Here is a 14,121-nt window from a genome sequence, read left to right as displayed (position 1 = left end):
TATAATATAGGGATAAGCTAAAATAAAAGGGGAACTGTATCATACTTTTCCCCTTTTACAAAATTGGGATGCTCCCATATCAGCAATTAGATTTACCTACTCCACTAAAGCCAGCCGCTGAGCCTCCAACAATTCCTGAATCCCCGTTTCTGCCAAATCCAAAATTTGATTTAACTGACTCCGGCTGAAACTTCCCTCTTCCGCAGTTCCCTGAATTTCTATGATATTCAAATCACCATTCATTACCACATTACAATCAATTTCTGCCGCCACATCTTCAAGATAATTCAAATCTAAAAACGGCTCGCCTTCCAAAAGCCCCACAGACACGGCCGCCACTTGACGAATAATGGGCGATCGCACTAAATCACCTTTTTGTACCAATTTATTCAAAGCATCAGCCACAGCCACAAACCCGCCAGTAATTGAAGTCGTGCGAGTCCCCGCGTCCGCTTGCAAAACATCCGCATCGACAAGTATTGTGCGTTCCCCCAATAATTGCATATCCAAGCACGATCGCAAACTGCGCCCAATCAACCGCTGAATCTCCTGAGTGCGTCCCGATAATTTCATAAATTCCCGCTCTTGTCGCTGCGGCGTAGAACCCGGCAACATTCGGTATTCCGCTGTCAGCCAACCTTGTCCGGTATTCTCCAGAAATCTAGGCACTCCCGGCTTGATTGTAACGCTGCAAAGTACCTGGGTATCGCCACTTTTCGCCAGTACGGAACCGCTAGCAAATTTGGTAAACTGTCGATCGAAACTAATCGGACGAATTTGATTTGGTTGTCTGCCATCTGGACGTTGGAAAGACATAATATTTAGGTTATTGGTAATGGGTAATTGGGCATTAAAACTTAAAAATTGGGTATTAATCTTTCGGTTTTTTTTGATGCGGTAAATATGCAGTCGTTCAATCTAAAATCTAAAATCTAAAATTTTATGCCGATTTGCTCTTAGCCTCGATTAATTTGAGAATATCCTGCTGGACTTGTTGTGGAGATTGATCGCCATCAATAGTTAACAGTTTGTTGCGGTATTCGTAATACTCTAAAAGAGGAATAGTGCGTTCGTGGAACAAATCGAGCCGACGCTGTAAAATTTCAGGATGGTCATCCGATCGATCGCGCTCGATCGACCTACTCAGCAAAACCTCGATCGGCACTTTCAGCCAAACGGCCCAATCTAGCTCCTGCGCCAAATCCTCTAATAAAAAATCCAACTCCTCAGCTTGAAAAGCCGTTCGCGGATAGCCCTCCAGCACCCAGCCATTAAAGACATCCCACAGCAACAGCCGGCGGCGAAAGAATTGAATCATAGTTGCGTCGGGAACTAATTCCCCTCTTTCGACATAAGACACCGCCAGCTTGCCTAAATCTGTGTCTTCTGCGATCGCCTCCCTTAGAATGTCCCCCACCGCCAGCAAAGGAAGGCTCAAATTGCTGCACAGTAGTTCAGCCTGAGTTCCCTTTCCCGCTCCTGGCCCTCCCAGAATCACTACTCTCACAGTCTCTGCTCCTAGTGCCGCGACATTCAAATTTTACGCGATGTGTGTACCTTTTCTTCAAAGCCCTGGACGCCGCAAGACTCTCATCACCTTGGTTTTTCACCCTATAACTGTATAAATGTCAAGCTCCACGCCGTATTTTGGTAAAAAACCCCGTTTCTGCCTAAGTGCTCATTGAGTTCAAAAATCGAACAAACGACTGCGAATGCCACTGCCGCGAGCTTTTGACAACTTGTATATCTAGTGTTCGATCCGATGTGCACTCGGCCCCGTACACTATATATTGTCAAGCAGGCTTCAGCCACGCCAAGGTCGGAGCTGCACTCAAGACTTAGTTGCTGATTAAATATTGCCCTATGGTTGCTCAGTTACAAACCCCTAAACTCAATTTAACCCACAGCTTGCCCTACACAGTTCAAGGGCTGGTGCAAGTCTTTACAGGCCCGCACCGCTGCTTTTTTACCAGTGTCATGGCTCAGGCCCTCAGAATTGCAGGACAGGGAGCTCCCGTGCTAGCGGTGCAGTTCCTCAAAGGGGGAATTAATCAAGGGCACCAGCATCCGGTGCGGCTGGGGCAAAATTTAGATTGGGTGCGCTGCGATTTGTCACGCTGCATTGAGAATGCCGATTTAGATGAGCTGGAGACGCGATCGATCGAACAATTGTGGCAGTATGTTCAAAATGCGGTGCGCGAAGGCCGTTATGCCTTAGTTATTCTCGATGAATTGAGTTTAGCGGTTAATTTGGGCTTGATTCCCGAAGCCGAAGTGGTGGCATTGATTGACAACAAGCCACATCATTTGGATATGATTTTTACCGGGCCATCCATGCCCCAAAGAATTTTGGATATTGCCGACCAAATTACTGAAATTCGCCGCAGTTAACGACAATGATTCAATTTGCGATCGCCTGTTTAGCGGTCGCATTTTTTATGTAAAAAAACAGTATCTAAAAAAAGAGGCGATCGCTTAGCTCAAAGAGCGATCGCACGCTGATCAATTTACCAGCGACGTTACGCTTGAACTACCGGATCGAAGACAACACTCAATCGATCCGTCGGCACCATCCGCTTGAGAATTTTCAAGTGACCGTCTGCATCAGACCAACTGCGAAACTCACCCACAACCACCTTTTCCACATTTGGAAGCGAGCGAACTATAGTCCACGGCTTGAGACGTTTTTCTTGCAACATAATAGATAAATCTCCTTGGTAAATTGGAGCAAAAGCCAGTCCCCTTGGTTGGCAACCGCCGAGGACTGGCTTTTGACTTTGCAAACTTGCCCTTCTCTAAGAACATAGCACAAAAAAAAGGGTTTGTGATTATATCTTATTTTTAGCTTTTTTTAGAGCTAATTTCTACATAACAGATGATTAAACTCAAAACTTGTTAACTCTTTAATTCGCAACTCAAAACTCTTTCATGACCGAAAAGCGAGACACAAGCCCCCGGCTGTCTTACGTGGGGATAAGTCGGTAGCGGTTTCAACCGCCTTGAATATTTAGCTCGTGTTCTCTTGTATTTCTTGAAAAAACGTTCAGTCGATAACTCAAGAAAAGAGTAGAATAGGTCAAGGAGGTAAAGTAAGTGTTCAATCTGACCTACGAATTCAAACTTAAGCCCACAGTAGCACAAGTAACAATATTTGAAGATTGGCTAGAACAATGCCGTCGTGTATACAACTGGTCGCTGGCAGAGCGCAAAGATTGGTTTAAATCTCGTAGTTGTCAAATTAACGCTTGCTCAATTCGCGCTGAATATATAATTCCCGCCTCCGTACCCAGACCGACCTACGCCAGTCAGTGTAAGGGTTTAACTCAAGCTAGAGCAACTATACCAGCACTGAAAGCAGTTCAAGTGCACGTTCTGCAACAAACTCTTAAACGGCTTGAAGGCGCCTTTGTAAATATGTGGGAACAAAAACACGGATTTCCTCGCTTCAAAAAAGTTGGGAAGATGCGCTCTTTTGTATTTCCTCAGATGGGAGTAGAACCTATCAAAAATAGTGCTGTTAAACTACCTAAGATTGGCTGGGTGCAGTTTCGCCAAAGTCGCGAAATACCAAGTGGTGCGATACTAAAACAAGTGCGCGTAGTCAAGCGTGCGTCTGGCTGGTATGCCATGCTAGCTTTGCAATGGGACGTTTCAATCCCCGATATTATTCCAAATGGAAACCCAGTGGGGCTTGATGTTGGCTTGACTAATTTTATTGCAACTTCGGATGGGCTTCTAATTAAACGTCCAAAGTTTTTTATTGATGCAGAACGCAAGCTTAAATTACTGCAACAGAGTGTCAGTAGAAAACGCATAGGCTCAAATAATTGGAAGAAAGCTCAGAAAAAAGTGGCACTGCTGCACGAGTACGTAGCCAACTGCCGAAAACACTGGCATCGCAAGCTATCACACAAAATCTGCGATGATGCAGGGATGGTTTTTGTCGAGAATTTGAATCTGGTCGGGTTATCGAGAGGAATCTTGGGCAAGCATTGTTTAGATGCTGGTTTTGGTCAATTCTTCAACATTCTCGAACAAACTTGTTTTAAACGTGGTGTGTACTTTCAAAAAGTAGATGCCAGAAAAACAAGTCAAATTTGTCCAAATTGCGGTACAGAAACAGGCAAAAAAGACCTATCAGAACGCACTCACAGTTGTTCAAGCTGCGGGTATATAACAGATAGAGATGTAGCCTCCGCTCAAGTAGTTTTAATTAGAGGACTTGCAGCCGTAGGGCATACGGTGAAGATGCTTGCTGAGGGTAAATTCATTGGAATCCCTGTGAAGCAAGAATCCCCCGGCTTCTAGCCGTGGGGAGTGTCAATAACACTTCGACTTCGCTTGGGGTGCAGCCTGACTAATAAATTCTGCCTTCTACCTTCTACCTTGCTTCTACAAATCCCGCCGCGACAGCAGAAACCAGATCCCACCCAAACCCAAAACACCGCACAAAACCCCGCCTTCCCACCCAAAAACAGTCCCCCCCGGCAAATGTCCAGGCTTTGCTTTAGAAGTAAAATTCAGCTCCGAATAGTATACCCACTGGCTGTTAACCCGCCAGCCCACTCGATCGCCAAACTTCTCCCAAACTGTAGCATCATAAACACCAGGCTTTCCCCCCAACTTGAGCCACAAACCCTTTTGCACAGAAAAACCGAATCTGCGGTGACTGTGCCGCACCCAAAGTTGATCGATAGTCTGCAAATCCTTAGCTGGAAACTTCCTAATATCTTCCTCACTCAAATAACCCCGTGAATTTTGCTGCATCACCTCCAGCATTTTCACAGAAGTTTCCTCATCAGCACCACGCCAATTTTTAGCAGCCAGCAGCCTTGCCAAGTGAGAATAATCAATACCTTTTTCCGACTCTAAATTCACAGAAACTAGCGGAGTATCCGTCACAGGTTGAGTCGGAACCGAAGGACTCACAACAGTTGCCTGCTGCGACTTTTCCAGGACTGGGACAACAACAACAGGAGGTTTTAAAGCATCCAAAACTTCCACAGCCGATTTGTAGCGATCTTTAACATATTCCTGAATCAACTTATCCAAAACCTGACCTAAATCGTCGCTAATTTGTGTTCCTTTTGGCAAAGCCTCCCTCCAAAGCCATCGGCCTTCAAGCGGATCGTAAAGGTCATCGTGAATGTCCCCGTAGATATCCAGATAAGGCATAACAGAAGTCAGCAAGCGAATACAAGTCACCCCCAAACTATAAAGGTCGCTAGCAGGCACAGCCCTACCGTGACGCTGTTCTAGAGCCGCGTAGCCAGGAGTTCCCAACTTCGTTCCTGTTTTGGTGGGAGCAGCAGCTACTACCTGTTTAGAAACCCCAAAATCTATCAGCACTAATTTACGATCGCGAGAACGGCGGATCACATTCTCCGGCTTAATATCACGGTGAATTACATTTCGGTCATGAACAAACTTCAATAAAGGCAATAAATCTAACAGCAGTTCGCAAGTTTTGATTTCGCTATAAGCACCGTACTTGTCTAACTCATCTTTTAAATTATTGCCATCAATAAACTCTTGTACTAAATACAATCGCCCATCTTCCTCAAAATAAGAAATTAACTGAGGAATTTGCGGGTGCTTAAGTTCGTATAACCGCCTTGCCTCTTGTTCAAACAGTCGAACATATTTTTTAAAATGACCGGGCTTTCGCTGAAACTCTTGAGGGGGCGACAACTGCTTTATTACGCACAATTCCTCAAATTTTCCATGATTAACAGCTCGGAAAGTCCTGCCAAATCCCCCGTCGCGCAGCGGTTCAGTTGCTGCATAAAGGTCTTTTAGCAGCAGCTTTGAACCACAATTAAGACAATACTTTGTGCCTGGTGGGTTCTGACGCTTGTCTCTTGGGCAATCGAGATTAAGGCAGTATGTCATATATTAAAAAAATGCGAACAAAATTATACTCAGGGTTTTATATTATTCAAGAGTCCGATCGCGAGCTGGTTTTTGTAGAGGCGAGACCTCGAACCTTACGGAGGCGGCAGCCACCCTCGCCATCAGAGGGGGCGCTCTCACCAGACTGCCCCTGAGCAAGTATAACTCTCTTGAGGGTTTGACCTCAAACTCGAAGTCCTCATCTAACCTTAGACTCCGCTGCGTGCAATACATTTGATTTAGCGGTCAAAGAGCCACCAGATCAAACAGAAATAGTAATTTATTACCAGCCCCGTGAGCTCTGCAACGCCGAAAAAACTGAGGATTCCGCCTGAGATATAATTTTATTGCCAGAGAGAAGCACACTAACGGGAGCCGCAGCTTCCGTCAACTTCGATCGGCTTTAATATTTTAGCAGCATAATTTATTACCTAACCAGGCGGAATCAACAATCCAAAACTCCCCAACAAACGCACGTTAAAATAAAGACTAGCTTCCGTGATCGCAATCCGAGCGCGACCAGACAATTAGCCAGTTTTCCTTGTTTCCTTTTTTCAGCTATTACCAGTTACATCTATTTCCATAGGTCTACTTAATTAGGAATCGCCAGTGACACCAAAACTAAAGCCCTCTCCCAATCCAAACTCCCGCATAAAATCACCAAAAGTACCTTGGTTCGAGCGGTTCATGGCACTGGTAGCCCTAGGAAATTTAAGCCTAGTATTATTTGACATAACTTACGTGCCCGGCCGAGATTTCTACCTCCGGCAACTGCCAGTTCTAACTCAAGTATACGACCCATTTAAAGGAATTAAACCCCACCGAGACACCCAGCAATATCTGGAAACCTTAGAAGAATTAAAAATTCAAGTAGTGCAAACAGGGTTGCCCTCTCCCCAAGTAGCAGCAAAATTGCAGGAAATAAACAATCTGAGCGCGAAAATGATCGACGAAGATCCCTTTCGAGTAGCATCCAAAAGTGGCACCCTAGAAAAAATCAAAGACCGGATGCGCGATCGCGTCCCGAATCCGCAAGACTCCGCTAAACAATCATTCCAAAGCTTCTGGAGCCAAGACTATTTAAACAAACAAGGCTGGCAAAAAGAAATCCAGTGGTTTGACTCCAAAATCAAGCCATTAATCGCCACCAACTATTACCGCGCGATCGGAGACAACGGCGAATTCACCGATAACTTCTGGCTAATCGACCTGCCATTCATTGCCATATTCGCGATCGAATTTCTAGCCCGTACCTACCTGATCAGCCGCCGCCACCGCAGCGTCACTTGGCGATCGGCCATGCTCTGGCGATGGTACGACATCTTCCTGCTACTCCCATTCTGGCGCCTGTTGCGAGTATTACCCGTCACAATTCGCATCCACCAAGCCAAAATGCCAGATCTCCAACCGATACGCACCCAAATCAGCCGAGGTTTCGTCGCCAACTTCGCTCAAGAATTGACCGAAGTTGTAGTAATTCAACTGATCAATCAGATGCAACAATCAATAACCACAGGCGAACTGGCTCGTCAACTATTTCAATCTAAAAAACAGCGCTATCTAGACATCAACAATATCAATGAAATAGAAGCGATCGCCACCCATCTAGTGCAAATAACCGTCTACAAAGTGCTCCCCCAACTCCAGCCAGACCTAGAAGCCCTCCTCCGGTACAATATTGAAAGCTTCCTCAAACAATCCCCCCTCTATCAAGGATGGAAGCAAGTACCCGGCCTGGGAAACCTGCCCGAACAGCTAGCACAGCAATTAGTTGCAGAAATCTCAAAATTAGCCACCCTCGGCCCCCAAGATGCCTACGAAGCCTTCAAAATCGCCAGCGAAGACCCCATAAGCATCAAACTCTCCAGCCAGCTAGTCCAACATTTCGGGCAAGCTTTAGGAACCGAACTGCAACAGCAGCAAACCTGGCAAGAAATACAACTGCTGCTGTGCGATTTCCTAGAAGAGTTCAAAATCAACTACATTCAGCGGTTGAGCGAAGAAGACTTCGAGAAAATTTTAGAACAAGCCAAAGAACTGCAACGGATAGCCCCGCGTTAGGGCAAGTCTCCCCACGCGATGCCGGGGTAGCGGTACAACACCGCTTCCACGAACAACCAATTTTAGGCAGGCTGTCCCACCCACATCACCTTCACCTCCGCGCCACAAATCTTTGATTTTTTCCCACTGTTAATCCCGTAGGGCATAACGGCGACTTGTCGTGGCTATCGAATCCTTCTAGTCGGCTGTATCTCCAGCAAATGAAACTTGCTGGAATTGTAAAGTTTCATGTGCGATCGGCATTCTCTACGAAAGTCATCGGCAGGGTTGTGCATCACATCTTCAGCGCGGTAGTGAGTTAGACCGCCGTTAGGGTTCTCACCGACCAGGGGTGTCATGTTTTTAGCGAGAAAGGTCAATTTTTTAGACATATATTATATCAATTTATATGTAAGTTTGATGAGATTCTACTTTTTAGAGGTTCTCTGTAAAGTAAAGTTAAAAACTACTACACATAGCTCTAAACCAAGTAATCTATTAGATATGATTACTAACTGGTTTGCTAAAGGCTAAAATAATTTACCAATGCTATAAAAAAATAAGGCGCGTCAGTATCTTTAGTCCGCTCTTATTATACCCTTCCCAGAAAAAATACATAGGTAGCCATTTTTGTTTAAGCAAGTTACTGTCTCAAACTTTTCACTAACTATTATAGATTGCTTTTCAATATATATTTCCTCAGCCTCATTTCACTAAATCCCCTGAGATTTTTCAGCCAACTCGTTACCCCAGGAGTAACACCAATCAATGTCACAGACCTCTGCAACCACTTTCCTGTCCAACCGTTTTAAAAAAAAGGTGTCCCTGCGCCTAATTTTAGTATTCCCATTCGTTCTGCAGATATTTGTCGCCGTCGGGCTGACAGGCTGGCTATCCTTACGCAACGGGCAAAAAGCAGTCAACGAAGTGGCCAGCCAGTTGCGGAGTGAAATTACGGCCCGCATCCAGCAGCAGCTCACCACATACCTAGACACAGCCCCTCGCGTCAATCAACTGAATGCCAATGCCTTTCGACTAGGGTACTTAAATCCCGACGAATTGGAGAGTACGGAGCGCTATTTGTGGGAGCAAATTCAAGTCTTTCCTTCTCTGCCCAATATGGGTTTTGCTAGTAAAACTGGAGAATTCATTGCCATTGAACGCCAAGAGAATGGCAAAGTAGTTTTTAAAATAGCAGACAAAGAGCATCGGAATGAACTTCATATTTATGAATCTGATAGCAAAGGCAATCAAACGAAGCTCTTAACAGTCTCCCGCAACTACAATATACTCAGCCGTTCATGGTATAAAGACAGTGTACGCTTAGGCAAGCCCACATGGAGCGAAATTTTTTCGCTTATAGGTCAGAAAACGCTCTCGCTTCCTACCGGACATCCAGTTTATGACGAAAGTGGCGAGCTGCGCGGAGTATTCGTTGCTAATTTTCTGATCTCTTTTCTCAGTGACTTCCTGCACAGCTTAAACATCGGTCGTTCGGGACAGACATTCATTATGGAACGTTCTGGACTCCTAGTAGCCAGTTCAACTCTCAAAGAAGCATTTATCACCAAAAATGACACCCTCGATCGCCTGAATGCTTTAGATAGCACAGATGATTTAATTCGGCTGACAACAGCGCATTTAAAAGAACACTTTGGCGACCTCACTAAAATTAATAGCTCTCAGCAATTGGATTTTACGATCGCCGGCCAGCGGCAATTTCTCCAAGTTATGCCCTTTCAGGATAGCCGAGGATTGGACTGGCTGATCGTCGTCGTAGTTCCTGAAAGCGATTTCATGGATCAAATTAACGCCAATACCCAGACTACCATTTTGTTGTGTTTCGGAGCCTTGGCGCTGGCTACCATTTTGGGAATCTTAACCGCACGCTGGATTACCAGCCCGATTCTCCATTTGAGCGCAGCTTCTAGAGCGATCGCCAGTGGCGACTTAGAGAAAAATGTGCAGGTAAAAGGTGTAGAAGAACTAGAAGTTCTGGGGCAGTCTTTCAACCTTATGGCACAACAGTTGCGCGAATCCTTTGAGGCGCTAGCCAAGACCAATTCCGAGCTAGAAATCCGAGTAGAAGAACGCACCGCTGAACTCACGGAAGCCAAACAAATCGCTGATAGTGCCAACCAAGCTAAAAGTGAATTCTTAGCGAATATGAGTCACGAATTGAGAACACCACTCAATGGAATTTTAGGATACGCTCAAATCCTAGAACGCTCAAAAACGATGGCTCCGAAGGAACTCCAAGGCATCAGTATTATTCACCAGTGTGGCTCCCACCTGCTAACCCTGATCAATGACATCTTAGACCTCGCTAAAATAGAAGCCCAGAAATTGGAACTGTACGCGAAAGATTTCCATTTTCCTTCCTTTTTGCAGGGAGTCGCAGAAATCTGCCGCATCCGAGCCGAACAAAAAGGAATTGCTTTTGTTTATCAACCCAGTTCTGACCTGCCTGCTGGCATCTACGCTGACGAGAAACGCTTACGACAGGTACTAATTAACTTACTGAGCAATGCAATTAAGTTTACCGATGGTGGACGAGTGACTTTTAAGATAGAACATCTGGAAAAAGGGACAGGTGAAAAGGTACAAAGCCATCGGCAAAAGGTAGCCTCACCAATTCACAAAATTCGGTTTCAAATAGAAGATACTGGCGTTGGTATGACACCAGAACAATTAAAAAAAATATTTTTGCCTTTTGAACAAGTAGGAGACAGCAATCGTCAGGCGGAAGGAACCGGACTCGGTTTAACAATTAGCCAGAAAATTGTCGAAATGATGGGTAGTACGATTCAAGTAAAAAGTCAGTCACGAACAGGCAGTGTTTTTTGGCTAGATTTGGATTTACCGGAAGCGGCAGACTGGGCAAATACAGCCACGATTGCCAAGCAAAGAAAGCTGGTTGGCTACCAAGGTAGAAAGCAGAAAGTTTTGGTTGTGGATGACAAATGGGAAAACCTCTCGGTCATTGTGAATCTCCTGGAACCCCTCGGCTTTGAAGTAACCGAAGCTAAAAACGGTCAAGAAGGTTTAGAAAAAATAGAAGAGTTTCAGTTCGATTTGATTATCACTGACTTGGTGATGCCAGTGTTAGATGGCTTTGAGATGATGCGCCGTATCCGAAATTTGTCACACTATAAAGACGTGGCAATCATTGCTTCATCTGCCAGTGTATTTGCTACCGATCAACATAAAAGTTTGGAGGGGGGAGCCAACGATTTTCTCGGTAAGCCAGTGCAGGCAGAAGAGCTATTTGAGATGTTGCAAAAGTATTTAAAACTTGAATGGATATATGACGAACGAAAAAATGAAAAAATCAGCAATATTCCATTTTCCTCTGATCCTCAATCACTTTCTGAATCCAATTCTGTAGTTGCTCCCCCGCCAGGAGAAATTGAACTCCTACTTGAACTGGCGATGAGAGGCAACGTGAAAGGAATTGTGAAGCGCACTGAGCACATAGAGAAATTGGATCAGAAATTTGTGTCCTTTGCTGTTGAGCTGCGCCAGTTAGCCCAAGGCTATCAAGTCAAAAAAATAAAAGAGTTTATTACATCCCACAGAATAGAAAAAGAATGAAGGCAGCAAATATGGAAACAAGTAGCATCTTAATCGTCGATGATAATCCTAGCAATCTAGACGTGCTTTCTGAAGCTTTAGCGGGTTCGGGATGGGAGATATTGGTAGCAACTGATGGCGAAACTGCCATCGAACAGGCTGAATATAGTCAACCTGATTTGATTCTGTTAGATGTGATGATGCCAGGAATTGACGGGTTTGAAACCTGTCATCGGCTGAAGGCAAGTCCCTTGACAACCGAAATTTCGGTAATTTTTATGACGGCTCTTTCGGACATAGGAGATAAGGTCAAAGGCTTTAATCTAGGGGCTGTGGATTACATTACTAAGCCCTTTGAACAAAAGGAGGTGTTAGCTCGCGTCAACCTCCATTTAAAGCTGCGTTCTCTTACTAAAATTCTTGCCGATCAAAATCTGGTACTCAAACGGGAAATAGAAGAAAGGCTCGCAGCAGAAGCAGCGTTACATCAGCTCGCGCAGGAGTTAGAAAAACGGGTGGAAGAACGAACGGCTGAACTTTCTCAAGCTTTGGATAATCTTAAAAAAGCTCAAGTGCAAATCGTTCAAAGTGAAAAGATGGCTTGTCTGGGTCAACTTGTAGCTGGGGTAGCTCACGAAATTAACAATCCAGTTAGTTTTATCTCCAATAATATTCCGATTGCTAAGGAATATATTGCCGATTTGATCGAGATGACTCGGCTTTGCCAGCACAACTTTACTTCGACATCAGAACTTGAGGATAAGTCCCAGGAGATTGAGTTAGATTTTATTGTTGAAGATTTGCCCAAAATTATTGATTCAATGGCGGTAGGAACAGAGCGACTTTACAATCTTTCTAAGTCACTGCGTAATTTTTCTCGCTTGGATACATCGGCACTAACGCCAGTGAATATTCACGATGGGCTAGATAGTACCTTATTAATTTTAGGGCATCGACTGAAACCTAAAGGAAGTTTCCCAGGAATTGCAGTGATTAAAGAGTATGGGGAATTGCCGCTAGTAGAGTGTTATCCGGGGCAACTAAATCAGGTGTTTATGAATATATTGGCGAATGGAATAGATGCTTTAGAAGAGTCTACGATCAGTTGTCCGCTGTGTGGGGAAAAGAAACAGAGCAATAACACTCCACAGATTCGGATCTGCACGGAAATGCTTCAGGATGACCGAGTGGTGATTCGGATCGCTGATAATGGGGTTGGCATAACTCAGGAAGTAATGCAGCATTTATTCACGCCGATGTTTACTACTAAATCAGTAGGTAAAGGGACAGGTTTAGGTTTGTCTATTAGCCGTGAGATCGTAGAACGAAAACATGGTGGTAAGCTGACCTGCATTTCGTCGCCCGAATGGGGGGTAGAGTTTGTAATTGAGCTTCCAATTCAGCATTAGTAATGGGGATTTTTTAGGGTTAATTTTAGTTTGGCTGTTTGGTCAATATACTGTTAATTTGGCGATCGCCCATGTCTAATCTACCAATCACCCTCACTGTCAAACTCTTTGCCGCCTATCAAGAAGCAGAGGGCTTGTCCGAACTGAAATTAGAATTTCCCAAAGAAACTCCCGTATCGCAAGTCCTAGAAGGCCTGAGTGCCACTTCCCCACTGTTATAGGGGCGATCGCACCCGCTTGGGTATCAACCAGGAATTTGCCACACGCGACACCCCACTCCAAAACGGTGATGAAGTCGTCCTTATTCCCCCTGTCAGCTCTCCTCTTCTGCCCTCGGACAGTCCGCCGAGGGCGATCGGTTTGTCACCGGGCGGGCGATCGAGCTAAACTGAGAACTGAGGCCTCCCTTCGATCAGAAGAAGTCCTCAAACTTCTTGGAAGAAATTGTTTTACCTAGGAGTGGGTCAAGCCCACTTTTTTTGTTGCATTAGTCGCAGGAAAAGAGCTCAGGGCGTCTGATTTGCAAGTTGAGGACTGATTTAGTAGGGGTACCCCCCCGCTTGAGATCCCCTGCTGGGATGTTGGGTAAGTCCCAAAGTTGAAGACGAAAGTCGCAGCCACCTAATCAAACCACCTCAAAGCCAAGCAATCTCAACACCAAATTTTTCCTTGCCCGTGTCCGAGTTTAGGAGTTTTAACTTAAGTATTCGATATGACTCATCCCCTAATCCCACAAATCATTGACTTAGCTACCCCTGTTGCGGAAACACTGGGATTGGAAGTAGTGGGAGCAGTGTTTCACACCAACCAAAATCCTCCCGTCTTGCGGGTAGACATCCGCAACCTCCAACAAGACACTGGTTTAGCCGACTGCGAGCGCATGAGCACAGCCCTCGATGCTGAGTTAGAGGCAGCCGACATCATACCCGATGCCTACGTGCTAGAGATTTCCAGTCCCGGAATATCCCGATTGCTCAGCAGCGATCGAGAATTTATTACCTTTAAAGGTTTCCCCGTGACAGCCAAAACCACCGAACCGGACTCGCGAATCAAAGAGTGGAAAGGACTACTCCTGGGCCGGGATGAAACAGCGGTTTATCTCAATCAAAAAGGGCGACAGGTTAAAATTCCCCGCCCTCAGATTGTCAAAGTTGAACTAGACGAAGGAAAGGAGATGTAAAGGGAAATTTTGAGTTTTGAGTTTTGA

The 14,121-nt window shown here is 45.1% G+C and carries 13 protein-coding genes; 8 read left to right on the top strand and 5 right to left on the bottom strand.

What is annotated here, in order from left to right; translation table 11 throughout:
- Positions 1-96: 96 nt before the first annotated feature.
- Both rph and QUA83_RS19590 read right to left on the bottom strand, forming a co-directional pair.
- Entirely contained in the window at positions 97-816 is a 720-nt protein-coding gene (gene rph / locus QUA83_RS19595) for a ribonuclease PH (RefSeq protein WP_333295237.1), read from the bottom strand.
- 124 nt (positions 817-940) lie between these two features.
- On the bottom strand, positions 941-1,507 hold the full coding sequence (locus tag QUA83_RS19590) for a nucleoside monophosphate kinase (protein WP_333295236.1): 567 nt from the start codon (positions 1,505-1,507) through the stop codon (positions 941-943).
- Positions 1,508-1,863: 356 nt separating this feature from the next.
- Between QUA83_RS19590 and QUA83_RS19585 the strand changes: the two genes are divergently transcribed.
- Positions 1,864-2,391 carry a P-loop NTPase family protein gene (locus tag QUA83_RS19585; RefSeq protein ID WP_333295235.1) on the top strand — a complete coding sequence of 176 codons (528 nt, stop codon included), beginning with the start codon at positions 1,864-1,866 and terminating at the stop codon, positions 2,389-2,391.
- A gap of 128 nt (positions 2,392-2,519) precedes the next feature.
- Here the strand turns inward: QUA83_RS19585 and QUA83_RS19580 are convergent, their stop codons facing one another.
- Entirely contained in the window at positions 2,520-2,783 is a 264-nt protein-coding gene (locus tag QUA83_RS19580; RefSeq protein WP_333295234.1) for a hypothetical protein, read from the bottom strand.
- Between the two features lie 310 nt (positions 2,784-3,093).
- Between QUA83_RS19580 and QUA83_RS19575 the strand changes: the two genes are divergently transcribed.
- The gene (locus QUA83_RS19575; protein ID WP_333295233.1) at positions 3,094-4,308 is read left to right on the top strand and encodes a transposase; all 1,215 of its coding nucleotides are present in this window, start codon (positions 3,094-3,096) and stop codon (positions 4,306-4,308) included.
- An 84-nt stretch (positions 4,309-4,392) separates the two neighbouring features.
- On the opposite strand, the gene QUA83_RS19570 is transcribed toward QUA83_RS19575, so the two are convergent.
- Entirely contained in the window at positions 4,393-5,892 is a 1,500-nt protein-coding gene (locus QUA83_RS19570) for a GUN4 domain-containing protein (protein ID WP_333295232.1), read from the bottom strand.
- Between the two features lie 609 nt (positions 5,893-6,501).
- On the opposite strand from QUA83_RS19570, the gene QUA83_RS19565 reads away from it, so the two are divergent.
- Positions 6,502-7,953 carry a hypothetical protein gene (locus tag QUA83_RS19565; RefSeq protein ID WP_333295231.1) on the top strand — a complete coding sequence of 484 codons (1,452 nt, stop codon included), beginning with the start codon at positions 6,502-6,504 and terminating at the stop codon, positions 7,951-7,953.
- 164 nt (positions 7,954-8,117) lie between these two features.
- On the opposite strand, the gene QUA83_RS19560 is transcribed toward QUA83_RS19565, so the two are convergent.
- Positions 8,118-8,324: a hypothetical protein gene (locus QUA83_RS19560; RefSeq protein ID WP_333295230.1), complete on the bottom strand. Its 207-nt coding sequence runs from the start codon at positions 8,322-8,324 to the stop codon at positions 8,118-8,120.
- Between the two features lie 376 nt (positions 8,325-8,700).
- On the opposite strand from QUA83_RS19560, the gene QUA83_RS19555 reads away from it, so the two are divergent.
- The 5 genes from QUA83_RS19555 to rimP all read left to right on the top strand — a co-directional run bounded on the left by QUA83_RS19555 (position 8,701) and on the right by rimP (position 14,094).
- Complete coding sequence (locus QUA83_RS19555; RefSeq protein WP_333295229.1) at positions 8,701-11,526, top strand: ATP-binding protein; 2,826 nt, start codon at positions 8,701-8,703, stop codon at positions 11,524-11,526.
- Positions 11,523-12,914, top strand: a complete 1,392-nt coding sequence (locus tag QUA83_RS19550) for a response regulator (RefSeq protein ID WP_333295228.1) — start codon at positions 11,523-11,525, stop codon at positions 12,912-12,914. The genes QUA83_RS19555 and QUA83_RS19550 overlap by 4 nt, the downstream gene beginning before the upstream one ends.
- 71 nt (positions 12,915-12,985) lie before the next feature.
- Complete coding sequence (locus QUA83_RS19545) at positions 12,986-13,135, top strand: thiamine S protein (RefSeq protein WP_333295227.1); 150 nt, start codon at positions 12,986-12,988, stop codon at positions 13,133-13,135.
- The gene (locus tag QUA83_RS19540) at positions 13,113-13,301 is read left to right on the top strand and encodes a MoaD/ThiS family protein (protein ID WP_333295226.1); all 189 of its coding nucleotides are present in this window, start codon (positions 13,113-13,115) and stop codon (positions 13,299-13,301) included. Before QUA83_RS19545 ends, QUA83_RS19540 begins: the two co-directional genes overlap by 23 nt.
- A gap of 325 nt (positions 13,302-13,626) precedes the next feature.
- Positions 13,627-14,094: a ribosome maturation factor RimP gene (rimP, locus tag QUA83_RS19535; RefSeq protein WP_333040953.1), complete on the top strand. Its 468-nt coding sequence runs from the start codon at positions 13,627-13,629 to the stop codon at positions 14,092-14,094.
- Positions 14,095-14,121: the final 27 nt, after the last annotated feature.

The organism is Microcoleus sp. K1-B1 (genome assembly GCF_036704705.1).
Lineage (GTDB): Bacteria > Cyanobacteriota > Cyanobacteriia > Cyanobacteriales > Microcoleaceae > Microcoleus.
The sequence above is the reverse complement of the archived record's forward strand: the minus strand, read 5'-3'. Positions and strand labels throughout refer to the sequence as shown.

Coding starts and splice junctions, on each gene's coding strand:
- rph (WP_333295237.1), bottom strand. CDS start 816: ATGTCTTTCCAACGTCCAGATGGCAGACAACCAAATCAAATTCGTCCG.
- QUA83_RS19585 (WP_333295235.1), top strand. CDS start 1,864: ATGGTTGCTCAGTTACAAACCCCTAAACTCAATTTAACCCACAGCTTG.
- QUA83_RS19570 (WP_333295232.1), bottom strand. CDS start 5,892: ATGACATACTGCCTTAATCTCGATTGCCCAAGAGACAAGCGTCAGAAC.
- QUA83_RS19560 (WP_333295230.1), bottom strand. CDS start 8,324: ATGTCTAAAAAATTGACCTTTCTCGCTAAAAACATGACACCCCTGGTC.
- QUA83_RS19555 (WP_333295229.1), top strand. CDS start 8,701: ATGTCACAGACCTCTGCAACCACTTTCCTGTCCAACCGTTTTAAAAAA.
- QUA83_RS19550 (WP_333295228.1), top strand. CDS start 11,523: ATGAAGGCAGCAAATATGGAAACAAGTAGCATCTTAATCGTCGATGAT.
- QUA83_RS19545 (WP_333295227.1), top strand. CDS start 12,986: ATGTCTAATCTACCAATCACCCTCACTGTCAAACTCTTTGCCGCCTAT.
- rimP (WP_333040953.1), top strand. CDS start 13,627: ATGACTCATCCCCTAATCCCACAAATCATTGACTTAGCTACCCCTGTT.